This window comes from Lysinibacillus sp. 2017 (assembly GCF_003073375.1).
Lineage (GTDB): Bacteria > Bacillota > Bacilli > Bacillales_A > Planococcaceae > Solibacillus.
The window spans coordinates 3,498,912-3,522,974 of record NZ_CP029002.1 but is presented as its reverse complement, the minus strand read 5'-3'; the positions used below and the strand labels follow the sequence as shown (position 1 = coordinate 3,522,974).

Sequence of the window (24,063 nt, the reverse complement as noted above, 5' to 3'; positions counted from 1 at the left end):
TAATATTTGCAATTTAAGTATAAATCATGAATAATAAAAAGAGAAAGCTTCGGTTTTCGAATTATTTAAGATGAGGTGTAATCATGACGACTTTTAAAGACTTTGAATATAAACGTCCAGATTTAGAGCAAATGAAAAAAGAATCTGTAGAGCTTTTAGAACAATTTAAAGCTGCACAAACAGTAGAAGAACAAAGTGCAGTTATTGAAAAACTAAATGCACAGCGTAATACATTTTCAACGATGGCAAATCTTGTGTATATTCGTGCATCAATTGATACAAACGATGAATTTTACCAAGCAGAGCGTGACTATTTCGACGAAGTGAGCCCTGTTGCTGATGAATTAGTATTTAACTATTACACAGAGCTAGTAAAATCACCATTCCGTCCGCAACTAGAGCAAAAATGGGGTACACAATTATTTGCACTAGCTGAAAACTTATTAAAAGGCTTCTCACCAGATGTTATTGAACTGATGCAACAAGAAAATAAACTTTCATCTGAGTACAGCAAACTTGTAGCTTCAGCACAAATTGAATTTGACGGCAAAACATTAACACTTGCTCAGCTTGGTCCATATAGTGAATCAACTGACCGTGCGATTCGTAAACAAGCACGTGAGACAAGTGCAAATTTCTTTGCTGCGAACAAAGAACAATTTGATACGATTTATGATAAATTAGTAAAACTACGTCATCAAATTGCAACAAAATTAGGCTTCAAAAACTATGTGGAGCTTGGCTATGTGAACATGAACCGCGTGGATTATAATGCGGAAATGGTGGCTAACTTCCGTGAACAAGTACGCGAGTTTATCGTCCCAATGGCGACTAAATTATATGAGCGCCAAGCAGAGCGAATCGGTGTCGAAGAATTCAAGTTTTACGATGAAGGCTTATCATTCTTAACAGGAAATGCTGTTCCTCAAGGTGATCCTGAGTGGATCGTAGCAAACGGGAAGAAAATGTATGAAGAGCTTTCAAAAGAAACAGGAGAGTTCTTCAATTTCATGATTGAACACGATTTAATGGATTTAGTTGCGAAAAAAGGCAAAGAAAGTGGCGGTTATTGTACGTTTATCGAAGACTATAATTCACCATACATTTTCTCAAACTTTAACGGAACATCAGGAGATATCGATGTTTTAACACATGAAGCAGGTCATGCTTTCCAAGTATATTCTAGTCGTGATATTGGTATTCCAGAATATTTATGGCCAACATATGAGTCATGTGAAATTCACTCAATGAGTATGGAATTTTTCACTTGGCCATGGATGGAGCTATTCTTTAAAGATCAAACAGAAAAGTATAAATTCTCGCATTTAAGCAGCGGCCTATTATTCTTACCATATGGTGTAGCGGTTGATGAGTTCCAACATGTTGTGTATGAAAACCCTGAAATGACACCAGCTGAACGTAATGCTGCATGGAAAGAAATTGAAGCGAAGTATTTACCACACCGCGATTATGATGGTCATGAATATTTAGCATCAGGTGCAGTTTGGCAACGTCAAGCGCATATTTATAATAGTCCATTCTATTATATTGATTACACATTAGCACAAATTTGTGCGTTCCAATTCTGGAAACGTTCACGCGAAGATTTTGATGCTGCGTGGAAAGACTATATTCACTTATGTCGCTTAGGTGGCTCTTATTCATTTACAAAGTTAGTTGAAGAAGCTGGCTTAGTCTCACCATTTAAAGACGGATGTGTAGAGTCTGTTATTGGTTCAATTGAAGCGTATTTAAATTCAGTTGACGATAAAAACCTATAATTAAACCGGGATTGTTTTGTAATGTTACATTACAAAACAGTCTCTTTTTTTCTTTTGTATTTTTTTACACTTTATGGCATGCTATAACGTATAGCTTTATAGCAATTTATAAAAGAAAATATAAATTAAGTGAGGAAGTGAATAGATGACAAAAAAGCTTTGGTTTCAAGTGGGTATTGGCGTATTAATTACTTTATTAAGTGTAAAATATTTTATAGAGATTCGTGCAATTTTTAATCCAATTATTATCATTTTCAAAACCATCCTAATACCACTATTACTTGGTGGCGTTCTTTATTATATTACGGAACCGCTTCAACGGTTGTTGGAAAAACGAGGTTTGCCTCGATGGGGAAGTTTAGCGTCAATCTTTTTATTACTTGTTGCTGCTGTAACAGGTTTTCTAATATTGGTTGGATCGCCAATAGCGAACCAAGTGAACAATCTCGTTGATAGCGCTCCTACAATTGCACAGGATATAGAAGACACATTCAATTATGTACTTGAAAACCGTGATAATTTACCACCTCAAGTCGATGAGTTTGTAGAGTCCATTACAAATTCTATTCAAGATATTGCAGTTACAAGTAGTAAATGGCTTGTTTCGTTTGTTAGTGGAGCAGTTTCTGTGACATTTACATTAATATTAGTACCATTTTTCTTTATATTTATGTTGAAGGACCATGAAAAGTTTGCACCTCAAATTTATGATTTGTTTAAAGGGGAGCGTCGTACGTGGGTAAAGAAAACATTAGAAGATATTAATAATGTGTTAAGAAGTTACGTACAAGGACAAGTGCTTATTAGCTTTTTACTAGCTGTGATGATGTATATTGGCTATTTAATTATTGGGCTTGAGTACTCATTATTATTAGCTTTATTCGCTTTCTTAATGAATATGGTTCCATTTATTGGGCCTTGGGTATCACTAGTACCTGCAGTTATAGTAGCCTTAATTTACGATCCAGTTTCAGTTATTTGGGTTTGTGTGATAACATTAGTTGCACAACAAGTGGAAAGTAATTTAATTACTCCAAATGTTATGGGGAAATCTTTAGATATTCACCCACTTACTGTTATTTCGCTCGTTCTTGCAGCGGGTAATATCGCTGGGTTTATCGGGATTATCATAGCAATTCCAACGTATTGTGTCATTAAAGTCATTGTTCAAAACATATATCATGAACGAGAAAGTATTAAAGAAACAGCAACGAAAGAAGTTTAATTTGTGGTGCATATGGACAAGCGTATGCTCCGCCTTTTTTATTTCCTGGGAAAACGGTATACTTAGAACTTAAGAATGAAACATTAAAGGAGCAAACAATGCTAACATTTGAACAAAAACAATTAATTATAGAATCATATCCCCAGCTAACAAAAAAGGAAATTTCACTAAAGCGTATTAACTATCACTTTGAAGCAAGCTTATATGAAAAAACAATCGTGGTTGAAAAGCTTCACCCGAATGGAAACGGCTTTGTTTTTGTAGGCGATTTATTAAAATACGAAAAAGAAGCAAGCGATAAAGGCCTAGTGAATATTCATGATTATGATGAAAAAGCATTACGTACAATCATTGAAGATTCTATTGAGTATTTATCAGAGGAAATCGATGATTCACCAGTTATTGAAACTTGGGTGTCACGTGAAGGTACGACAAAGTTAGAACTGGAGTTTAATAAGCGTGCATGGAATATTTATCACCAAGGAAATTTAGAGGATTCATTCGGTACACGTGACGATGCTGTAGCGTATTTACGTGAAGAAGGTTTCCGACTTTCAAAATAGATGAGTGAGGGAAATGGAGTATGGCACAAGAGCAATCGAAAGAAATGTCTGGCAAGAAAATGGTTAAGATTATTATGGGACTGATCATTACGGCCTCGATCTTAATCGTCATTGTAATTCAATCTTTTTATGTGTTATGGGAACCGAAAGAACGGAAGCAAATTAAGCAAGATGAGAATGAACAGCCGAGCTACTCAAAATCGGCCATGCATCATGCAGATCAAGTGCTTCATTTTTGCTAAGTAAATCGAATCGATTCTGAACTTGTTCAACATGGATTCGACTGACTGTACAACTTCATTAAAAAATCTCCTTTGTAGATAGTAGTTTCTACAAAGGAGATTTTTTTTGGTTAAAAGATTAAATTTAAAATCAAATAAATTATTGCAGACATCACTGCTGAAATGGGGATTGTAATAATCCAAGTGGTAACCATTTTACGAGCAATACCCCAGTTTACGCCTCTTACATTTTGTGCTGCACCAACACCCATGATTGAAGATGAGATAACATGTGTTGTAGAGACAGGTAAGTGAATTAATGTTGCCCCGAAAATAATGGATGCAGAAGCAAGGTCAGCTGCAGCCCCATTTACAGGACGAATTTTCATAATTTTACCACCAACAGTTTTGATGATTTTATAACCACCAATTGATGTACCTAGACCCATTGCAAGGGCACAGGCAAATCGTACCCACATTTGAACATCATCGGATGATTGCCAATTTGCAGCAATTAAGGCCATTGTAATAATACCCATCGCTTTTTGCGCATCGTTTGTTCCGTGCGTAAATGATTGAATTGCAGCCGTGAATATTTGCATAATGCGAAAGCCTTTATTTGTTTTATAAAGGTTTGTATTTTTAAATAACAGCTTCATGATCGTCATCATGATGAAACCTGCACAGATGGCGATAATTGGTGAAGCAAGTAAAGCAATAAGGATTTTTGTGAAACCTGAGTAGTTTAAAACGCCAAAGCCAGAAGCTACAATTGCCGCACCAGCTAGTGAACCAATCAATGTATGCGAAGAACTTGATGGTATACCGAAATACCATGTTGCTAAGTTCCAAATAATCGCAGAAATTAAAGCTGATAAAATAACGACAGAACCGATTAATGGTGCTTCGGGAGTCGATAGAGAAAACGGATCGACGATGTCAGATGCAATCGCTTTTGCAACGCCTACGAATGTAATTGCTCCAAGAAAGTTCATACTAGCAGCCATTAAAACCGCTACTCGAGGTGGTAATGCACGTGTAGAAACAGATGTTGCTATCGCATTTGCCGTATCGTGAAAACCATTAATGAAGTCAAATAATAGTGCGCTCGCAACGACTAATACGGTAATGATTAATAGTGTGTTCATTTAGTAGGGCTCCCCAATATTATGCGTTACGCATAATAATCGTTTCAATTGTATTAGCTACTGTTTGGCAGTAGTCCGCAATTTCTTCAAGTTGTTCGTAGATATCTTTGAATTTAATTAAGCGAATTGGGTCCTTTTCGTTTAAGAATAATTGCTTAATTGATGAGCGTAGTACTTCATCACATTCACGTTCATAGTCTTTTATTAAAATAGCATGTTGTCGCATACCCACAAGATCCTTTTTATTAAGAAGCTTCATTGCTTTAACAATTTCGTCACATGATTTAGCACCGTAAAATAAGAAATTCCGCATTGAATCATCTACTTCTGTTAATGAGAACATTTCAAAATGGGCAATTGTGCCTTCTGTACCATCTAACACATCATCCATACGAATTGCTAATTGTAAAATATCTTCACGTTCAATTGGTGTCATAAATGATTTATTTAACATGACGATTAATTCATGAATTAATTTATCTCCAGCTGTTTCGTATTGTTTCATACGAACGCTAATTTCCTTTAAATCGGCAACTGTTTCGATACGGAAATCATTTGCGTAATGAACAGCTTCTTGCATGTTTTCAGCAATTTTTAAAAGCGCTGCAAAAAATGGATCTTGTTTCTTTGAACTAAACATGAAAAGCCTCCTGAAATTATATAATCAAACTGATTTTTAAAAATTAACCTCACTAATCATAACAAAATCTAAAAAGAATCTATATAAAATTTACTTGTCATGTATCAATCTTTACAATTCTGTAACAAAAGGAATTTTAGTTTAGACAGATAATTTTGGAAAATAAAAAGTGGAATTGAGAGTAAAGTACTATGAAAACTGCTACTCTAGACAATCTTTCAATTCGTTTTCTAAAAAAGGCTTAGCGGATAAAAAGTGCACAAATTCGACATATTTCGCGCGTTGTTCTTCAGTTGGTTTTTTCCCTGTGAAGTACGCACGGATTAAAATATTTTTCGGCGTATTTTCCATGTCGATAAATTCAAGTAACTGCGTTTCGTAGCCTACAAGTGATAAAAGTTCAGCACGAATTGAGTCGGTTGCTAAAGCTGCAAAGCGTTCTTTAATGAGACCATGCTGTGTCATGATCGATAATGCAGGTGCATGCAGTTGGCGATTTAGTTCATGTTGGCAGCAAGGGACACTTAAAATAACTTTGGCTCCCCATTTAACCGCACGAGCTAACGCCATGTCTGTCGCTACATCACATGCATGAAGTGTCACGACCATATCGACTGCAGTTTCTTCATTGTAATCATTAATATCACCAACAAGAAATTCTAAATCATCGTAGTGTAAATCTTGTGCGATGCGGTTACACTCTTCAATAACTTCTTTTTTTAAATCCAGGCCTGTAACACGAATGTTTAAACCCTTCTCTACTTTTAAGTAATGATAAAGAGCAAATGTTAAATAGGATTTCCCTGATCCAAAATCTAAAATACGGATTTGCTTATCTTTTGGTAAATAGGCTAAAGAATCATCGATAAATTCAACAAAACGATTTATTTGCTTAAATTTATCGTATTTTTGTTTTTTAATTTTACCGTCTTCTGCTTGCACACCCAGTCGAACTAAAAAAGGATGAACACGGGATTCATCAAGTAAGTATTGCTTTTTACGATTGTGAGACAATTCAACTTGCTTAGTAGAAGTACTGTTTTCTGTTTTCCATAGCACTTTGTTTTTTTTCGATAGTTGGATTTGAATTTTTTGTTCCGTAAATTCGGCATGAACTTGTCGGAACTGCTCCAATAATTCATCGAGTTGTGTTTTTAATTCCGTTACTGGGATGTTCTTATGTTTTAAAATGCGTTCATATTGATACTCAAGCTGAATCATATAGTCACCACGTAGTTCAATTGGCTTTAGCTTTACACGCTTTAAGTCGTTTGATTTTTGACGAGGCTGACTAATTGTCGCTTGAATTAACGATCCATCATTAAAAAGAGCGAGTAGTTGCTCTTTCATCTGTTCAAATTCCATAAATACCGCCTTTTCTTTTTGAATAATAAAAATTCCCTTTATTTTATCATACTGTGCTTATTCCGAGCGATTGTACAGATTTTTGCTTTATATGTTACGATGTTAGCAATTGACAGACGTTTTATATGTAGGGAGGCAATATCATGAATTCAATAAAAGATGTTGAAGTTTTAATTGAAAAAGGTATTTTAGTTGGCGTAAATTTGCAAAAGGATGATCACTTTGACTATTCAATGGAAGAATTAGCAAATTTAGCGGACGCATTAAATGTAGATGTCGTGGGTAAGGTTACGCAAAATTTAGAGCGTGTTACACCATCACACTATGTTGGAACAGGTAAGATTGAAGAGATAAAAGCGTTTTATGAAGAAACAGATGCGAATATTGTGATTTTCAACGATGAATTATCGCCATCACAAATTCGTAACTTAGAGCGAGATTTGGCGTGTAAAGTAATCGACCGTACGATGCTTATTTTAGATATTTTTAGTCGCCGTGCAAAAACACGAGAAGCACAGTTACAAGTAGAATTAGCTCAATTACAATATATGCTACCACGTCTAGTTGGGCTTCATGCGTCTTTATCACGTCAAGGTGGTGGTACAGGCGGTGGCTTTAAAAACCGTGGTGCTGGGGAAACAAAACTTGAATTAGATCGTCGTAAAATCGAAGACCAAATCGCTAAAATCAAAAAAGATTTAGAAGGCGTGAAGGAACAGCGCGAAACACAACGTAAACAACGTCGAAAAAATGCTGTACCAGTTGTATCAATTGTCGGGTATACCAATGCTGGTAAGTCAACGATAATGAATCAGCTACTTGCTAAAATTGGGCAAGACGAGGCTAAGCAAGTATTTGAAAAAGATATGCTGTTTGCTACACTTGAGACGTCTGTACGTAATATCGAATTAGAAGACAATAAATCATTTTTATTAACAGATACAGTAGGATTTGTTAGTAAACTGCCACACCATTTAGTAAAAGCATTCCGCTCAACATTAGAGGAAGCACGAGAAGCGAACCTTTTATTACATGTTGTCGATGTTTCTAATGAAGAATACCGCTTTATGATGGATGTAACGAACGACACATTAAAATCAATCGATGTAGAAAACATCCCAACAATTTATGTGTATAACAAATCGGATTTAGCAAACTTGGAATATCCGTTAGTAAGTGGGGACAATATTTGGATTTCAGCTAAAGAGGATGCAGGGCTAGATGAACTTGTCAAAATGATCCGCAACCATATTTTCTCGGATTATCAAACATGCGAAATGATTATTCCATATGATCAAGGAGGGGTTGTCTCATATTTGAATGAATATGCAACAATTTTGGCAACATCCTACGAGGAAGATGGAACACTTCTTAAATTAGAAGTAAAGCAAGCGGACTATAAAAAATACGAACACTACGTAGTAAAATAATTGTTAGAGTAAAATGGATTAGGGTAGTTATGTAAGTATAACTTGCGTGACTACTCTTTTTATTGTTAAATTTAAATGTGAATGATAATATTTTATTTAAATTGTTAGAAAATAAACAATATACTCAAAATTATAACATTTTGAAAAGTCATTGATTTTAATGGACTGGTGCGTTAAAGTATAAAATACATTATTCAGACATCTGACATTATGAAATTAATTGTCAGAATATTTATTAATTGGAGGCAATTTCTATGTATTCTAAAGAGGAAATCGTGAAATCTGTTCCCCAGACAGGCTTTGTAGGACAACCTAAAGGGCTATTTACTTTATTCTTTACAGAGTTTTGGGAACGATTTTCATATTATGGTATGCGTGCCATCCTCATCTTCTATATGTACTATGCACTTAAAGATGGTGGGTTAGGTTTAGATCGTACACAAGCAAACATTATCATGTCAATTTACGGATCGTTAATTTACATGTCGGGTATTATTGGTGGTTGGATTTCTGACCGAATTACTGGTACAAGAAAAGCCGTGTTCTACGGTGGTATTTTAATTATGGTGGGTCATATTTTATTGGCACTTCCATTAGGCGTATCAGCACTTTATGCTTCGATGTTCTTCATCATTATTGGTACAGGTTTACTTAAACCAAACGTATCATCAGTTGTCGGGGATTTATACGCAGAAAGTGACCCTCGTCGTGATTCAGGGTTCTCTATTTTCTATATGGGTATCAACATGGGTAGTTTCATCGCACCTTTACTTGTTGGTCTATTCCAAAAAAACTGGGGCTTCCATGCAGGCTTCTCAGTTGCAGCAGTAGGTATGTTCCTTGGTTTACTAGTATTCTGGAAATCACAAAAAAATCTTGGTTTAGCAGGTTCAGTACCTACAAATCCAATGAATGCTGTTGAAAAGAAAAAAGCAGTACGTAACTTTACTGTGGGTGGTTTAATCGTTGTTATTTTAGGAGTCATTGCTTATATGACAGGTAATGCAAACGTTGAAAACTTCTCACTATTAATTACAGCACTAGGTATTTTAATTCCTACAGTATTTATTGCGTTTATGTATCGTAGTCCAAAAACAAATGCAGATGAAAAATCTCGTTTATTAGCATATATTCCGTTATTTATTTGTGCCGTAATGTTCTGGGCTATTGCTGAGCAATCTTCAACAATTCTTGCAACATTTATCGATACACGTACAAACTTAACATTAGGTAGTTTTGATATTCCAGCAGCATGGTTCCAATCATTTAACCCATTATTCATCATTGCAATGGCACCGTTATTCGCGGTTCTTTGGACGAAGTTGGGCGATCGTGGACCATCTACTCCGAAGAAATTTGCAATGGCATTATTCTTCTCAGGGATTTCCTTCATCATTATGATTGCTGCGATTGTATTGACTCCAGAAGATACGTTAGTAAATCCATTATGGGTTGTTTTCTCGATCTTCTTAGTAGTTGTCGGTGAATTATTACTTTCACCAGTTGGTTTATCTGCTACTACAAAATTGGCACCAGCAGCATTCGCTGGTCAAACAATGGCGTTATGGTTCTTAGCTTCTGCAGCAGCACAAGCAATCAACGCACAATTAGTTCGTGTTTATGAACATGTTTCTGAAACTATGTATTTCGGTGTGCTAGGCGGCTTTTCAATTGTCTTAGGTGTGATTATTTTATTAATTTCACCAATCATTTCAAAAGCAATGCGCGGCATTAAATAAGTTATTTCCCCCTATTTATAGAAATTTCTATAAATAGGGGGTTTTTTATTTTTCTAGAAAGGAATAATAAAAGTTAACTACTTGAAATGTTCCGAGTGGTATATAATGGAATTAAATAGTCTTTCTTAATATGGCGAAACGTCCTTTTTATTAAAGCACCCATAGTTTGAGGATGCGGACTATTCCCAGGGTTACATCGTCTGAATAAGTTATCCCTTATAGAATGACTTATCACAGATGAATATGTTTTAACAAAAGTAGTGAACTTAGCATTACAAAAAGTAACGATAGGGGATGGCAAAATTATGTTAGAATTAGTGACGGTAAAGGAATTAACGACGATTGAGCAATTAGAAGAGGCGAGAAAACTAGAACTTGATATTTGGGCAGTAGGGAGTATTCCAGTTCATCAAACGATTGGAACTATTCGTAATGGCGGAATCGTACTAGGGGCCTATTTGAACGATGAACTAATTGGCTTCAATTATAGTTGCCCTGGTTTTAAAGACGAGAAAGTATATTTATATTCACATATGTTAGGTATTAAGCGTAATTATCGTGAGCAAGGTGTTGGGGAGCTTATGAAAATTTACTTAAAAGATATTGCAAGTGAACGAGGATTCCGTAATTGTCGTTGGACATTTGATCCTCTAGAAGCACGCAGTGGGTTTTTGAATTTTTCAAAGCTACGCGGCTACAGTGATACGTATATTCCAAATTGTTATGGTGAAATGGAAGATCCATTTAATCGTGCTTTACCGACCGATCGCCTATATGTAGAGTGGCAATTAGTTGATAACGATTATTTGCGATGGGATTCCAAAGTAGAAGAGTTAATCGAGGAAGCAAAGCCTGTTGTAAAGTGGTCATTAAATACTGTAGGGTTGCCGATGTTAGATGAAGAAAAAAGGTTTCAAGGTGATGAGGCATTGCTAAACGATGCGTATACATTACCTATTCCGACAAATTTCCAAAAAATCAAAGTCGAAAATCCTGCACTAGCAGAAGATTGGCGCTATAAAACGCGTCATATATTGCAATCGATGTTCGAACAAGGCTATAAGATCATCCATTTATCGAAAGAAAATGAGCAGATTTGTCAGTATGTACTAGTAAAACGCTCTTTATTTGCACTTTAAAGCGAGTCGCTTTGCTTTCGCTACAGATACTGCCCGTTATTGCGGGATAAATTAGGAGCAGTTGAATCAAATGAAATTAGTAGAAGTTATAATTCATCAAGTGGAGATGCGGATGAAAACGCCGTTTACAACGAGTTTAGGCTCGATGCAAACTAAACGCTTTTTAGTGATCGAAGCAAAGGATGAAACAGGTGTAGTTGGTTGGGGAGAAGGCGTTGCTTTTGAAGATCCTTCTTATACAGAGGAAACGTTAAAAACGACTCTTCATATGTTGGAAGATTTTTTGATTCCTAAATTACTTGGTCATGAAATAAAGCATCCAGATGAAGTGTACGAGCTGTTTCGACCGATTCGCCGAAATAATATGGCAAAAGCAGCAATTGAAGGCGCGGTATGGGGTATTTTTGCACAACATACGAACCAATCCTTAGCGAAAGCCATTGGTGGCACACGGTCTAAAATCGAAGTGGGGATTAGTATCGGTTTACAGCCAACTGATGAACAGCTTATTCACACAATTCAAAGCTTTTTAGATCAAGGCTATAAGCGGATAAAAGTAAAAATTAAGCCTGGGAAAGATATTGAATTGTTACGCACCATTCGCAAGGCATTTCCGTATGTCCCATTAATGGCGGATGCCAATTCGTCCTACACATTGCATGATTTGGAGCTTTTAAAAAAGCTAGATGAATTCAATTTAATGATGATCGAGCAACCGTTAGCACATGATGATTTAATTGATCATGCGGCGCTGCAAAAAGCGATTCAAACGCCCATTTGCTTGGATGAAAGTATTACATCATTAGACGACACACGTAAAGCAATTCAGCTTGGGAGTTGCGGTGTTATCAATATCAAAATTGCCCGTGTTGGTGGCATTAGTGAAGCAAAGCGTATTCATGATTATTGTGCTGAGCATAATATTGCAGTTTGGTGTGGTGGTATGTTAGAAGCCGGTATTGGTCGTGCACAAAATGTGGCCCTGACAAGCTTAGCAAATTTCACAATGCCAGGAGATACAGCTGCATCGGAGCGTTATTGGTATGAGGATTTAATTACACCAGAAGTAACGGTCGAAGATGGCTATATTAACGTTCCTAAAAAAGTCGGCTTAGGCTACGAAGTGAATCGTAAAGCATTAGAAAAATATAGCGTTCAACAAAAAACGTATCGCTTATAATAAAAAAGTACAAATCAAAAACTGATTTGTACTTTTTTATATGTGATTTCATAACAGATAAAATTATAAATAAGAAATACTTCAGAAAATACATTATTTCGTCAGAATTTTGTACCAATATGTATGTATTTTTAATAGGTGTTTGATTTTCATTATTACCGATTATATAATAATGAAATGAAAGAATGATTCTCATTTTCATTGAGAATAAAAAATATATAAAGAATAGTGGGAAAATGAAATGAGACTTTGGATGCTCGTTGTAGCAACCATCGTATTGTCCTTTATATCACTATTTATCGGTGCAATCGACATTAAGCCGTCTGATTTATTAGACTGGGATTCAGATAAAACACAAATTTTCTTAATGAGTCGAGTGCCGCGATTAATAGCGATCATACTTGCTGGGGCAGGGATGGGTATTTCTGGTTTAATTATGCAAAGCTTAAGTCGTAACAAGTTCGTATCGCCGACAACATCGGGTACACTTGATGCCGCAAAGCTAGGTATTATCGTATCAATGGTATTCTTTACAAATATATCTTATATGGGGAAAATCATCTTTAGTTTTGTTTTTGCTCTTATTGGTATGATGGTCTTCATGCGCCTACTTGAAAGTATTAAATTTAAAGATGTTATCTTCGTACCGCTTATTGGGATTATGTACGGAAATATTATTGGTGCAATTTCAACATTTATCGCTTATGAAGCGGATGTAATGCAAAGTGTAGAGACCTTCTTTTTAGGAAGCTTTACCTTAGTTGTATCAGGACGCTATGAATTACTTTACGTTGCGGTACCTGCTATTTTCCTCGCTTATTTATATGCAAATAAGTTTACAGTTGCAGGGATGGGTGAAGATTTCGCTAAGAACTTAGGATTAAGTTATCGTACGGTTTTAAATCTTGGCTTAGTACTTGTCGCGCTTATTTCAACAACCGTTGTATTAACAGTCGGGGTTATTCCGTTCTTAGGATTAATCGTCCCAAACTTAGTTTCGTTATATTTAGGAGACAATTTACGCAAGACGATTCCACATACGATTTTTTTAGGAGCAGCTTTCCTATTAATGTGTGATATTTTAAGTCGTCTGATTGTTTATCCATTTGAAATTCCAGTAAATACAACAGTTGCGGTAATCGGCAGTGCCATCTTCTTAATTATGTTATTTAGGGGGAAAGCATATGCGAAAAAATAGTACAAAGCTCATTGTTTTAGCAGTGATTGCGATTATTAGTATTTTGTTATTTTCTTTTTATAATATTCAAGGCGGGTTTAGCTATGCCTTTCCGAAGCGTTTAGAACGCGTTGCTGCCATGGTTATTACCGGCACAGCCATTGCTTATGCGACGATTACATTCCAAACCGTTACGCATAACCGATTATTAACACCCTCTATGATGGGTGTAGATTCTATGTATGAAGTAGTGCAAACGATTATTTTCTTCTTTGCAGGTTCGGCATCAGTTTTTGTTGTCAGTCGTTATCTAAACTTTGGATTATCGATTGCGGCGATGGTATTATTCGCGCTGATTTTATACCGCTTTTTATTCCGAGCAGATAAATATCCAATTTTCTTATTGTTACTAGCAGGGATGATTATCGGTACATTACTCGGAAGCTTTGTGACGTTCTTACAAGTTATTATTGATCCAGTCGAATATGAAAGCTTACAATCACGTTTATTTGCAAGCTTTATGAATGTGAAAACAGAGCTATTACTCGTGGCGGTCGTTATTTTAATTGCGTGCTTTATTTATGGTTACCGCTTATTGCGTGACTTAGATGTGATGTCTTTAGGTCGTGAAAACGCCATTAACTTAGGTGTTAATTACGATAAAATTGTATTAAAAGTACTGATTTTATCTTCTGTTTTAATTGCAACATCAACAGCACTTGTTGGTCCGATTACATTTTTAGGTTTAATCGTAGCCAATTTATCTTACCAATTTTTTGCAACCTATAAGCATTCCGTTTTAATTGCGGGAGCGAGTTTAATTAGTATTATTGCACTTGTCGGTGGGCAGTTCTTAGTGCTGCATGTATTCCATTTAAGTACGACACTCAGTGTAATCATTAACTTTATCGGTGGTCTGTACTTTATCTATCTAATACTGAAGGAAAGTAGGAAAGCAGAATGATTGAAATTAAAGGGCTTTCTAAAAGCTTTGGGAAAAAACCAGTTGTTGAAGATGTCACGTTAACGCTCCAATCAAAAGCAATCACATCATTTATCGGTCCTAATGGTGCAGGTAAATCAACATTATTATCAATGGTAAGCCGTTTACTTGATGCAGATACAGGTGAAGTGTTATTAGATCAAAATGATGTCAAAAAAATGAAGTCCAATGAATTTGCGAAGCGTGTTGCGATTTTACGTCAATCTAATCACTTAAATGTACGTTTAACCGTGCGAGAACTTGTATCATTTGGTCGTTATCCTTATTCAAAGGGGCGTCTAACAGCAGAAGATGAACAGCATATTGATCGTGCAATTGAATATATGACGCTTGGCGACATGCAGGATAAGTTTTTAGATGAATTATCAGGTGGACAAAAGCAACGTGCTTTTATTTCAATGGTAATCGCACAAGATACGGAGTACATCTTACTTGATGAGCCGTTGAATAATCTAGACATGAAGCATTCTGTTCAAATTATGAAAATTTTACGCAAACTTGTCGATGAGCTAGGCAAAACGGTTGTTATCGTGTTACATGATATTAACTTTGCGTCTGTTTATTCAGATCGTATTGTAGCGCTAAAAGACGGACGCCTTATAAAAGATGGCCCGACACACGAAATTATTAATTCAGAAGCGCTTCGAGATGTATACGACATGCATATTCCAGTTCAAGAACAAGATGGTTGCCGAATTTGTGTCTACTTTAACTCACATAGCTAATTGAAATGAATGCATGATTTTTCTCGATTATGCATTCATTTTCTAATTTTAATTGAGAATGACTATTGATTTCAATAAAATAATTGACAACATTAGACAGTTGTTTTAGACTAGCATTAGTCAAATGAAAACGATTATCACTATCGATGGTGATATACTTTAGGAGGAAAAGTAAAAAATGAAAAAGTGGAAATTTTTAACGGCAGCAGCATTGACGTTAATGTTAGCAGCATGTGGGTCAGATGAAGAGTCTTCAACAGAAGGTACAAACGATCAAGCAGCAACAGAGCAAGCAACAGAAAATAAAGAAGCAGCTGCAGTAGAAACACCAGCCTTCCCAATGACAGTATCTTCTTTATCACCAGGTAGTGAAACTGAAGACGGTAAATCACTTACTTTTGGTGATGTAACTTTTGAAGAAATGCCTAAAAACATTGTTGTATTCGATTATGGTTTCCTAGATACTCTTGATGCTTTAGGTGTTGAAGGTGTCGTTGGTATCGCTGCAAATGGTGGTAAAGGTAACTTCCCAGAACACTTAAAAGAAAAATACTTAACGGATGCAGTAGCAGATGTTGGTACGTTAAAATCAATCGACTTTGAAAAAGTAGCAGCTACACAACCAGATGCAATCTTTATCTCAGGTCGCCAAGCTTCATACTATGAAGAGTTAAAAGAAATCACACCAAACGTAGTATTCATTGGTTCTGACAACGAGAATTACATTGACGGTGTATTTGAAACAGTCGATTTAGCAGCTCAAATCTTTGGTAAAGAAGAAAAGGCTGAAGAGTTAAAAGCAAACTTACAAACAAAAGTTGATGCTGTAAGTGAAAAAGCTAAAGGCTATGAAAATGCATTAGTAGCAATGTACAATGACAAAAAAATCTCTGGTTTCGATAACGGCCCAGAATCTCGTTTTGCATACGTATATAACGACTTTGGTTTCGTACCAGCAACTACAGATATTAAATCATCATCACACGGTTCTGACTTCTCTTATGAGTCAATCCTTTCTGTAAACCCAGAAGTATTATTAATCATCGACCGTACAGCTTCTGACGTAGAAACAATCAAAGCTGACATCGAAAATGATATCATCAAACAAACTCGTGCTTATAAAGAAGGTAAGATTGTATACTTAGACGGTACGACTTGGTACTTCTCTTCTAACGGTATTACAACTGAAGCTGACAAATTAGATGAAATCTTAAACGAATTAAAATAATTAGAATAACATGGAGGCATGTCTCAATTAGGGGCATGCCTTTTTTAAGGCCATGGTATATATAAGTTGGGACAGCATCATGTGCCATTTAAGGTATCGTGTGACTTTCTAATAAAAGGAGAGAGTAAACAATGTTCGTACAAATTCGTAAATGGACAGTAACAGAAGGTAATTCAGACAAAGTTCTTGAGCGTTTCCGTAAAAAGCCAGATCAAGGCCCATCTAAATTAGAGCAGCGTGAAGGTTTTATCGAGCGTGAGCTTTTAGTAAAAAATGTTCGCCGTGGTGAAGAAGAAGTGATTATGATCATTCGTTGGGAATCTGAAGCAGCTTGGAAAGCTTGGGAAACAAGTCCAGAGCATATTGCAGGACATAAAGCGAAGATTAAAGAACACGGTGGTAAACCACCGAAGCCAGAGTATATTATTTCTATGGAACATGGAAACTACTCAGTTGTAGAATAATAAACGTATCTACTTTGTTTTTAACAAAGTAGATTTTTTTGTTTGAAGCAAGGTATGTTAAGATAATCATAATGTATTTAGAAAGTGGGAATGAACGTGAAAAAATGGGCTTACCCATTAGCAATTATAACTTTTGCTGTTTTTTTAATCATTGTATTTAATTTTAAAACACCAGGCTTTGAAGCGTTTGATGAACGCATTGCATCGGCTTTTCGGGGCAATGACTTTATTATTTTATTTCACTATTTAGGAGAAACGGTTTTTGTTGTACTCGTTGCATTAATCCTTGTATTATTTTTATGGATTCGAAAGCGTAATTATCGAGCAATGCTATTTGTATTAATGACATTAGCTGCAGGAACAACCATTAATCAGCTTATAAAAAATTATGTTGAACGACCAAGACCAGATATCGTCGATCAATTATCGTCATATAGTTTCCCGTCTGGGCATTCACAAATGGGTATCCTTTACTTACTGACGTTAGCTTATTTATTTTCTGAACTGACAGCAAATAAGAAGAAAGCGATGATTGCTTGGATTGTCGCAATTGTGTTGTTTATTTGTATTGGCTTATCAAGAGTTGCAGAAGGTCGCCATTTTGCAACGGATGTTTTAGCAGGTTGGAGTCTCGGATACACGTGGTTTGTTATATGTGTGATTTGGTATGAATCACGAAAATCAAAACGATTGGACTCCTGATTTTTGGGATTTAGTAAATAAAAAAGTGGCTGTGCTGAAAATTTTCATTTTCGGCACAGCCACTTTTTAAATATTTATGATGCGGATGTCACATTTTCAGATGCAACTGTGAAGGTTGTATTTTGATGTTCATTGTTCTCAATTTCATCAAGTATGGCTACCGCAAAGTCTGCATAACTGATGTAACTATTAAATTGTGAATTCACTAAAAGCTTTTCCTCACCAGTTACATAGTGACCAGTACGAGGTCCATCTGAATCAAACACAGCCGACGGAAGGACAAAGATCCAATGAATCGACGAATTTTCTAGATCATTTAAGTTTTGTAATTGTGCCTTAGCGTTAGCGACTAGTTCTTCTGGATAGTCTTCTGTATCCATCAGTCGTTTTGTCTTCTCTCGGTCGATATAAAGGCAGCCAGAGCTTCCTACGACAAATAGTTTTTTTGTAGTGCCTTCCAATAGTGAAATTAAATGTCTTCCAGCTGACACGTGTAAATTTTCTTCCCCTGGTAGTGGGGCAAAGGCGTTGATAATGATATCAAATGGTTCAATTAGCTCTTTTGTTAAATGAAATAAATCACTTTCAATGATTGGCGCATTTTCAACTTGGACAGTTGCTTTATTTTTAACAATCGCTGTTACATCTATGTTGCGCATAATCGCCTCTCGTAAAATATGTGTTCCTGCTTTTCCAGCAGCTCCAATTACTGCAATTTTCATATACATACCCCTTTCTAACAGTAGATCTATTAATATACCCAAAAACGGAGAAAAGTATGCCTATTACCAGAAAATAAAAAAGCGAGTCCTTTCTTTTAATTAGAATGGACTCGCGAAAACTAATATTGTGTCACCCTAGAACCAGTTGGATCTGCTTGTGTTAACACAAGCTTGTGTTCAGAAAATTGACTATTCATTTCAATCACGAAGTGTTCTGCAATATGGGTTGGCACAATCGAGATTAAAGTGGGACCTGCACCACTTAATGCGGTACCATATGCACCTGCATTTTTTGCTGCATGATGAATTTCTTCATAGTTAGGGATTAATGTTGCGCGGAACGGCTCATGAAATAGATCGCTTTCCATGTATCTTCCGATGCGTTCATAATCTTTGGCAATGAGTGACGCTGCGAGCATATTAGCATTGGCACTGGCACGTACCGCATAACCACGATCAAACTTTTCAGGTAATACGCCACGTGACTCGGCGGTTTTTAATTCTACATTTGGTATGAATACGACAAATGAAGCATCTACTTCTGGAATATGTAACGTATCGACAATACCTTGTTCATCCATTGAAGAAATCGTTAATCCGCCCAATACAGAAGCCGTCGCATTATCTGGATGGCCTTCAATTTGAGAGGAAAGATTTAATTTATCTTGTGTTGATAAATTTAAATCACCTAAAATATTGGCAAGTTCAATGGCTGCGACAATAGCTGCTGCGCTACTGCCAAGTCCACGAGCAAGTGGTAATTCACTTGTCATTTTGACTTTGCATGGACGTAATGTCACATTAAACTGCTGTGCAACTTGTTGCGCGATTTTATAAATCAAATGCGTTTCTACAGTAGTGTCAGCAGGGACATTTTCTCCGAGATGTACAAATTCCCAAGTGTCTTGCAAAGTTACTTCTAATGTTAAGTAAAGTGATAGTCCGAGCCCAATCGAGTCAAATCCAGGTCCTAAATTTGCCGTACTGCCAGGGACTTTGATTTGCCATTTTGTACTCATAGACTGAAAACACCCTCGATGTATTGGCGAATTTCTTGTTCATCATTTTGAAGCGAGACAAGGTCAACCGTTGAAACATTCATCGCTGTGTCAGGATCCTTTAAGCCATTACCAGTAAACACTGTAACAACACGGCTTCCAGGAGTAATCTTTCCAGCCTTTACGGATTTAATGACACCAGCTAGAGAAGCAGCAGAGCCGGGTTCAACGAAAATACCTTCTTTACCTGCAATTAATTGGTATGCGGCTAAAATTTCCTCATCAGTTACAGAGTCAATGATGCCACCTGATTCATCACGAGCTGCTTCTGCAAATTTCCAACTTGCAGGATTTCCGATACGAATTGCTGTTGCAACTGTTTCTGGGTTAGCAATTGGTTCGCCTTTCACAATAGCAGCAGAGCCTTCTGCTTCAAAGCCATACATTTTTGGCAATCCACTTTGTTTAGCCTCGTTGTATTCTTTAAAACCTTTCCAATATGCTGTAATATTCCCAGCATTGCCTACAGGGATACATAAATAATCTGGTGCTTGTCCAAGTTGGTCTACAATTTCAAAAGCTGCTGTTTTTTGTCCTTCAATGCGGTATGGGTTTACTGAGTTAACAAGTGCGATTGGTGTTGTTTCACCAATTTTACGAACAATATTTAAAGCATCATCAAAGTTGCCATTAATTTCAATAATTTTAGCTCCATACATACAAGCTTGAGCTAATTTACCAAGTGCTACTTTTCCTTTAGGAATCACGACGATTGACTCAATTCCTGCGCGTGCGGCATAGGCTGCAGCAGCTGCTGAAGTATTCCCTGTAGAAGCACAGATCACGACTTTAGAGCCTTCTTCAATTGCTTTTGCTACGGCAAAAACCATACCACGGTCTTTAAATGAGCCTGTTGGATTGGCTCCTTCAATTTTTCCGTATAATTCAATCCCTAGTTCTTTTGATAAGTTTACTAAAGGAATTAATGGCGTGTTCCCTTCATTTAATGAAAGCGCTGGTGTATTTTCTGTAACGGGTAAGTAGTGTTTATATTCTTCAATAAGACCTTTCCACATAGACAAGTTAGCTCCTTCTGTTCACGCTAGGTGAACATTTGTTTTTATATACAAGACATTTTAACTCTAAGGATAGTCTATTTCAATAGAAAAAGATAAATTGTCAAAACTATTGGATAAATTAAATAATAGTTGTCACTTTTAAGAAACAAATGTATGATAGGGATTATTGTTATGTCATGTGTAAAGACAGATGAAAGGCGGAAAGGTAAAATGGGGGAAAACAAAGAACAAGTGCAGCCTCTATCTCGCAATAAATTATTAGGCGTTGCAGGAGTTGGATGGATGTTTGATGCAATGGATGTCGGCATTCTATCCTTTGTTATTGCTGCACTTGCAGTAGATTGGGGATTAACTAGTAGTCAGATGGGGTGGATTGGTAGTGTTAACTCCATAGGGATGGCAGTAGGTGCACTCCTTTTTGGTGTTCTCGCTGACAAAATAGGGCGTAAACAAATATTTATGTGGACGTTACTATTGTTTTCCGTAGCTAGTGGAATCTCAGCGTTTACCACAACTTTAGCTGCGTTTTTAGTACTGCGTTTCTTTGTAGGGATGGGGCTCGGTGGTGAACTTCCAGTAGCTTCTACATTAGTTTCTGAAAGTGTAAAAGCAGAAGAGCGTGGACGAGTGGTAGTGTTATTAGAAAGCTTTTGGGCAGGAGGATGGCTGATTGCCGCAATCCTTTCTTATTTTGTTATTCCAGCGGATTTTTGGCCGATTGAGGGATGGCGTGTTGCGTTACTACTTACAGCGATACCAGCGTTTTATGCTATTTATATTCGTATGAAATTACCTGATTCACCACAGTTTGCTGTAAAAATAGAATCAAAGAAACGTTCTATTTTTCAAAATATGAGCGAAGTATGGTCGAAGAAATATGCACGATCTACGTTAATGCTATGGATTTTATGGTTTGCTGTTGTGTTCTCTTATTATGGCATGTTTTTATGGTTACCGAGTGTTATGGTAGGGAAAGGCTTTGATTTAATTTCAAGCTTTAAATACGTTTTAATTATGACATTAGCGCAATTGCCTGGTTATTTTACTGCGGCCTGGTTTATTGAAAAGTTTGGTCGAAAGTTTGTGTTAGTTACGTATTTATTAGGAACAGCTGCTAGTGCCTATGTCTTTGGTGGCGCGGATACAATTACAACATTATTAATCTCTGGAATGCTTCTTTCTTTCTTTAATTTAGGGGCATGGGGAGCATTGTATGCATATACACCTGAACAATATCCAGCCGTTGTCCGTGGAACTGGCGCAGGTATGGCCGCAGCTGTGGGGCGTATTGGTGGGGTTTTTGGGCCATTATTAGTCGGATCAATGCTAACAAAAGGGTATGATATTAGCCATGTATTTACGATATTCTGTGTAGCTATTGTCATTGGTGTAATAGCAGTTATTTTATTAGGAAAAGAAACAAAACAAACCGAATTACAATAATAATAGAAAATGGGGCTACTTAAAAGGTTAACTACTTTTTAAGTAGCCTTTTTTAGTCAATATTTATACAGTATGAAAGATATAATTCAAAGAATGTCATGTACATGTAATAATAAATCCTTCTTTTTATTGTTAAATATTACAAAAACATGTCAATTAACTATGAAAAGTAAGCCATTCTTTAGTTAACTAAAGTTTTTTCTGAAAACTCGTTGAATTCTATTAATATTCATGATAATGTTTTTTTATTATAGAATTTATTGAACGAGAAAATGAGATTGTATGAAAGACATTTATATAGATAGGCTAAAAAAGGGGAGAGGTTGTAAAATGAGTATTTGTGATGATATTAAAAGGAAATATGTCCGTTTATCAAAGGGGCAGCGTAAGGTCGCTCAGTTTGTTATCGATAATCCAACTGTAATCGCGACACAAATTGCTTCTGAAGTAGGTAGACTTGCAGATGTGAGCGAATCGACCGTTATTCGTTTCTGTTATGCGATGGATTATTCGGGATTTAGTGAATTGCAGGATAAACTGAGAGCTTATTTAATTGATAAAGGTGAAATAGCAGCGGAAAAAAAACAAATATCTACAAAACGACTTAAAAATCAATTTGGTGCTGAAATTGTTAAACAAGACATCGCGGGAATTTCAAAAACATTTAATGAATTAAATGAACAGGATATTCAAGAAGTGATTCTCGAATTACATCATTCGAATAGAATTCATATTTTAGGATTCAGACAATCTGCGCCGGCTGCATTTTGGATGTATAATAATTTATCCATGTTCCGTGAACAAGTGTTTTTCGTTCAGCATGAAGCAGAAACAATTGCTCAACAGCTTGCAATGATGGATGAAGATTCCTTATTATTTGTAATTTCTTTGGATGATGAATATGAGGATGTATTAACTACTGTTGAAATTGCGAAGAGAAAAAATGTAAAAATAGTTGCGATTCGAGATAAAGCATTAAAAAATAGGGTAGAGCCCGCAAAATCTGTACTTTTAGTGCCTTCCGCTCAAGAAGGTGGCGCGACATGTACGATTGCTATTTTCTCTTTATTACATCTATTAGTGGAAGCTATGGTCAACCAAAATCCGCAAAACTATCATGCATTTCGTCAAAAAAACGAATGGACGACAGCGGATTCAAATTTAATCGCTATAGGATAAAAAATCGTAAAGGCCACTAAGGACCTTTACGATTTTTTTTATAAGAGCGTATTAAATAATTTTACTAAACTGCATTTCGTCGATAAATTGATCGTCTAATAAAAATGCTTTTTCACGTTTTCCTTCGAATGTGAAGTCCACTTTTTTGAAAAGGGTAAGAGCAGGTTCATTATGTACCATAACATTTGCTTCAAGACGTGAAATATTATTCACGTGTGCCCATTTTTCACTTTCTGCTAAAAGTGCAGTTGCTAAGCCTTGCTTTTGGAAGGGCTCAAGAACCGCAACACGTACACCGGCAATATGCTTAATTTTAGATGCTTCATTTCCGACTAATTGTGCATAGCCTGCAAATTGTCCGTTGTAAATGCAAAGTAACACAGTACTTGTTTTTTGTTTACGCCAATCTGTGATATTTTTACGTACTTGCTGAACTGTTAAACCTTGTTCATCTGGTGTGAAATAACCAAAGTTTGTTTGGGCTAAAATTTCTTCTTGTAAATTAATGAAACCACGTGCATCATTTGCTTCAATTGGGCGAATGATATAAGCGTTTTTTGGTTTCTGATTCGGCATGTCTTCTTCTTGTGAACATGAAAATGTAACTGATATGCCTAAGTTCACATGGATAACTTGGTAATTATAATTTGTCCAAGCAAAATAATGTGTTGAAGGCGCCTTTGTCTTTTTCCACCAGCTCAAGTTTAAAAATGCGGCATTCGGAAGCTCATGTCCCATAATATTTTGAATCTCTTGGTATGTTAACGTAAATGTATTTTGTTTAGAATTTTCGAAAAACTGTGCTAATGGAATATACTTCTTTTCCATTTTTTTCATTTTCAAGCCTCATTTCTTTTATTTCAAATGCCTTTAGGGCGTATCTATCAAAAATAGCATAAAATTAATAATTTT

General features: G+C 36.2%; 23 protein-coding genes. 16 read left to right on the top strand and 7 right to left on the bottom strand.

All coding sequences use genetic code 11. The annotated features are described in order from the left end of the window. The first annotated feature begins 83 nt into the window (after positions 1-83). The 4 genes from DCE79_RS17215 to DCE79_RS17200 all read left to right on the top strand — a co-directional run bounded on the left by DCE79_RS17215 (position 84) and on the right by DCE79_RS17200 (position 3,811). Positions 84-1,781: a M3 family oligoendopeptidase gene (locus tag DCE79_RS17215; RefSeq protein ID WP_108714178.1), complete on the top strand. Its 1,698-nt coding sequence runs from the start codon at positions 84-86 to the stop codon at positions 1,779-1,781. Positions 1,782-1,926: 145 nt separating this feature from the next. Then, positions 1,927-3,006: an AI-2E family transporter gene (locus DCE79_RS17210; RefSeq protein ID WP_108714177.1), complete on the top strand. Its 1,080-nt coding sequence runs from the start codon at positions 1,927-1,929 to the stop codon at positions 3,004-3,006. A 98-nt stretch (positions 3,007-3,104) separates the two neighbouring features. Continuing rightward, positions 3,105-3,569, top strand: coding sequence for a hypothetical protein (locus DCE79_RS17205; protein ID WP_108714176.1), 465 nt, complete (start codon positions 3,105-3,107; stop codon positions 3,567-3,569). Between the two features lie 20 nt (positions 3,570-3,589). Beyond that, positions 3,590-3,811, top strand: a complete 222-nt coding sequence (locus tag DCE79_RS17200) for a hypothetical protein (protein WP_108714175.1) — start codon at positions 3,590-3,592, stop codon at positions 3,809-3,811. A gap of 110 nt (positions 3,812-3,921) precedes the next feature. On the opposite strand, the gene DCE79_RS17195 is transcribed toward DCE79_RS17200, so the two are convergent. From DCE79_RS17195 to DCE79_RS17185, 3 genes are all read right to left on the bottom strand, one after another. Further along, entirely contained in the window at positions 3,922-4,938 is a 1,017-nt protein-coding gene (locus tag DCE79_RS17195) for an inorganic phosphate transporter (RefSeq protein WP_108714174.1), read from the bottom strand. Between the two features lie 19 nt (positions 4,939-4,957). Next, a complete protein-coding gene (locus tag DCE79_RS17190) occupies positions 4,958-5,578 on the bottom strand; it encodes a DUF47 domain-containing protein (RefSeq protein ID WP_108714173.1) in 621 nt (206 codons plus the stop codon). A 201-nt stretch (positions 5,579-5,779) separates the two neighbouring features. After that, positions 5,780-6,943 carry a class I SAM-dependent methyltransferase gene (locus DCE79_RS17185; RefSeq protein WP_108714172.1) on the bottom strand — a complete coding sequence of 388 codons (1,164 nt, stop codon included), beginning with the start codon at positions 6,941-6,943 and terminating at the stop codon, positions 5,780-5,782. Between the two features lie 143 nt (positions 6,944-7,086). Between DCE79_RS17185 and hflX the strand changes: the two genes are divergently transcribed. From hflX to DCE79_RS17135, 10 genes are all read left to right on the top strand, one after another. After that, entirely contained in the window at positions 7,087-8,373 is a 1,287-nt protein-coding gene (gene hflX, locus DCE79_RS17180) for a GTPase HflX (protein WP_108714171.1), read from the top strand. A gap of 254 nt (positions 8,374-8,627) precedes the next feature. After that, entirely contained in the window at positions 8,628-10,112 is a 1,485-nt protein-coding gene (locus DCE79_RS17175; RefSeq protein ID WP_108714170.1) for a peptide MFS transporter, read from the top strand. Between the two features lie 260 nt (positions 10,113-10,372). Next, a complete protein-coding gene (locus tag DCE79_RS17170; protein WP_234417287.1) occupies positions 10,373-11,251 on the top strand; it encodes a GNAT family N-acetyltransferase in 879 nt (292 codons plus the stop codon). Between the two features lie 70 nt (positions 11,252-11,321). Next, positions 11,322-12,431, top strand: a complete 1,110-nt coding sequence (menC, locus tag DCE79_RS17165) for an o-succinylbenzoate synthase (RefSeq protein ID WP_108714168.1) — start codon at positions 11,322-11,324, stop codon at positions 12,429-12,431. 241 nt (positions 12,432-12,672) lie between these two features. Beyond that, the gene (locus DCE79_RS17160; protein WP_108714167.1) at positions 12,673-13,629 is read left to right on the top strand and encodes an ABC transporter permease; all 957 of its coding nucleotides are present in this window, start codon (positions 12,673-12,675) and stop codon (positions 13,627-13,629) included. Then, complete coding sequence (locus DCE79_RS17155) at positions 13,616-14,572, top strand: iron chelate uptake ABC transporter family permease subunit (protein WP_108714166.1); 957 nt, start codon at positions 13,616-13,618, stop codon at positions 14,570-14,572. The genes DCE79_RS17160 and DCE79_RS17155 overlap by 14 nt, the downstream gene beginning before the upstream one ends. After that, entirely contained in the window at positions 14,569-15,336 is a 768-nt protein-coding gene (locus DCE79_RS17150) for an iron ABC transporter ATP-binding protein (RefSeq protein ID WP_108714165.1), read from the top strand. Before DCE79_RS17155 ends, DCE79_RS17150 begins: the two co-directional genes overlap by 4 nt. Positions 15,337-15,514: 178 nt before the next feature. After that, positions 15,515-16,564 carry a siderophore ABC transporter substrate-binding protein gene (locus DCE79_RS17145; protein ID WP_108714164.1) on the top strand — a complete coding sequence of 350 codons (1,050 nt, stop codon included), beginning with the start codon at positions 15,515-15,517 and terminating at the stop codon, positions 16,562-16,564. Between the two features lie 131 nt (positions 16,565-16,695). Further along, positions 16,696-17,028: an antibiotic biosynthesis monooxygenase family protein gene (locus DCE79_RS17140; RefSeq protein ID WP_108714163.1), complete on the top strand. Its 333-nt coding sequence runs from the start codon at positions 16,696-16,698 to the stop codon at positions 17,026-17,028. 90 nt (positions 17,029-17,118) lie between these two features. After that, complete coding sequence (locus tag DCE79_RS17135) at positions 17,119-17,730, top strand: phosphatase PAP2 family protein (RefSeq protein WP_369916788.1); 612 nt, start codon at positions 17,119-17,121, stop codon at positions 17,728-17,730. A gap of 74 nt (positions 17,731-17,804) precedes the next feature. On the opposite strand, the gene DCE79_RS17130 is transcribed toward DCE79_RS17135, so the two are convergent. From DCE79_RS17130 to thrC, 3 genes are all read right to left on the bottom strand, one after another. Then, a complete protein-coding gene (locus DCE79_RS17130) occupies positions 17,805-18,452 on the bottom strand; it encodes an NAD(P)-dependent oxidoreductase (protein WP_108714161.1) in 648 nt (215 codons plus the stop codon). Between the two features lie 119 nt (positions 18,453-18,571). Beyond that, positions 18,572-19,471 (bottom strand): homoserine kinase, encoded by a 900-nt coding sequence (gene thrB, locus DCE79_RS17125; RefSeq protein WP_108714160.1) that lies wholly within the window; start codon positions 19,469-19,471, stop codon positions 18,572-18,574. Continuing rightward, complete coding sequence (thrC, locus tag DCE79_RS17120; RefSeq protein WP_108714159.1) at positions 19,468-20,526, bottom strand: threonine synthase; 1,059 nt, start codon at positions 20,524-20,526, stop codon at positions 19,468-19,470. The genes thrB and thrC overlap by 4 nt, the downstream gene beginning before the upstream one ends. Before the next feature lie 213 nt (positions 20,527-20,739). On the opposite strand from thrC, the gene DCE79_RS17115 reads away from it, so the two are divergent. Both DCE79_RS17115 and DCE79_RS17110 read left to right on the top strand, forming a co-directional pair. Further along, the gene (locus tag DCE79_RS17115; protein WP_108714158.1) at positions 20,740-21,972 is read left to right on the top strand and encodes an MFS transporter; all 1,233 of its coding nucleotides are present in this window, start codon (positions 20,740-20,742) and stop codon (positions 21,970-21,972) included. Positions 21,973-22,302: 330 nt separating this feature from the next. Further along, on the top strand, positions 22,303-23,151 hold the full coding sequence (locus tag DCE79_RS17110) for a MurR/RpiR family transcriptional regulator (RefSeq protein ID WP_108714157.1): 849 nt from the start codon (positions 22,303-22,305) through the stop codon (positions 23,149-23,151). A 51-nt stretch (positions 23,152-23,202) separates the two neighbouring features. Here the strand turns inward: DCE79_RS17110 and DCE79_RS17105 are convergent, their stop codons facing one another. Continuing rightward, positions 23,203-23,988 (bottom strand): GNAT family N-acetyltransferase, encoded by a 786-nt coding sequence (locus tag DCE79_RS17105; protein ID WP_108714156.1) that lies wholly within the window; start codon positions 23,986-23,988, stop codon positions 23,203-23,205. Positions 23,989-24,063 lie beyond the last annotated feature (75 nt).

Bases quoted from the DNA above. Each gene is read 5' to 3' on its own strand.
- DCE79_RS17215 (WP_108714178.1), top strand. From the start codon at position 84: ATGACGACTTTTAAAGACTTTGAATATAAACGTCCAGATTTAGAGCAA.
- DCE79_RS17210 (WP_108714177.1), top strand. From the start codon at position 1,927: ATGACAAAAAAGCTTTGGTTTCAAGTGGGTATTGGCGTATTAATTACT.
- DCE79_RS17205 (WP_108714176.1), top strand. From the start codon at position 3,105: ATGCTAACATTTGAACAAAAACAATTAATTATAGAATCATATCCCCAG.
- DCE79_RS17200 (WP_108714175.1), top strand. From the start codon at position 3,590: ATGGCACAAGAGCAATCGAAAGAAATGTCTGGCAAGAAAATGGTTAAG.
- DCE79_RS17195 (WP_108714174.1), bottom strand. From the start codon at position 4,938: ATGAACACACTATTAATCATTACCGTATTAGTCGTTGCGAGCGCACTA.
- DCE79_RS17190 (WP_108714173.1), bottom strand. From the start codon at position 5,578: ATGTTTAGTTCAAAGAAACAAGATCCATTTTTTGCAGCGCTTTTAAAA.
- DCE79_RS17185 (WP_108714172.1), bottom strand. From the start codon at position 6,943: ATGGAATTTGAACAGATGAAAGAGCAACTACTCGCTCTTTTTAATGAT.
- hflX (WP_108714171.1), top strand. From the start codon at position 7,087: ATGAATTCAATAAAAGATGTTGAAGTTTTAATTGAAAAAGGTATTTTA.
- DCE79_RS17175 (WP_108714170.1), top strand. From the start codon at position 8,628: ATGTATTCTAAAGAGGAAATCGTGAAATCTGTTCCCCAGACAGGCTTT.
- menC (WP_108714168.1), top strand. From the start codon at position 11,322: ATGAAATTAGTAGAAGTTATAATTCATCAAGTGGAGATGCGGATGAAA.
- DCE79_RS17160 (WP_108714167.1), top strand. From the start codon at position 12,673: ATGAGACTTTGGATGCTCGTTGTAGCAACCATCGTATTGTCCTTTATA.
- DCE79_RS17155 (WP_108714166.1), top strand. From the start codon at position 13,616: ATGCGAAAAAATAGTACAAAGCTCATTGTTTTAGCAGTGATTGCGATT.
- DCE79_RS17150 (WP_108714165.1), top strand. From the start codon at position 14,569: ATGATTGAAATTAAAGGGCTTTCTAAAAGCTTTGGGAAAAAACCAGTT.
- DCE79_RS17145 (WP_108714164.1), top strand. From the start codon at position 15,515: ATGAAAAAGTGGAAATTTTTAACGGCAGCAGCATTGACGTTAATGTTA.
- DCE79_RS17140 (WP_108714163.1), top strand. From the start codon at position 16,696: ATGTTCGTACAAATTCGTAAATGGACAGTAACAGAAGGTAATTCAGAC.
- DCE79_RS17135 (WP_369916788.1), top strand. From the start codon at position 17,119: ATGAACGTGAAAAAATGGGCTTACCCATTAGCAATTATAACTTTTGCT.
- DCE79_RS17130 (WP_108714161.1), bottom strand. From the start codon at position 18,452: ATGAAAATTGCAGTAATTGGAGCTGCTGGAAAAGCAGGAACACATATT.
- thrB (WP_108714160.1), bottom strand. From the start codon at position 19,471: ATGAGTACAAAATGGCAAATCAAAGTCCCTGGCAGTACGGCAAATTTA.
- thrC (WP_108714159.1), bottom strand. From the start codon at position 20,526: ATGTGGAAAGGTCTTATTGAAGAATATAAACACTACTTACCCGTTACA.
- DCE79_RS17115 (WP_108714158.1), top strand. From the start codon at position 20,740: ATGGGGGAAAACAAAGAACAAGTGCAGCCTCTATCTCGCAATAAATTA.
- DCE79_RS17110 (WP_108714157.1), top strand. From the start codon at position 22,303: ATGAGTATTTGTGATGATATTAAAAGGAAATATGTCCGTTTATCAAAG.
- DCE79_RS17105 (WP_108714156.1), bottom strand. From the start codon at position 23,988: ATGAAAAAAATGGAAAAGAAGTATATTCCATTAGCACAGTTTTTCGAA.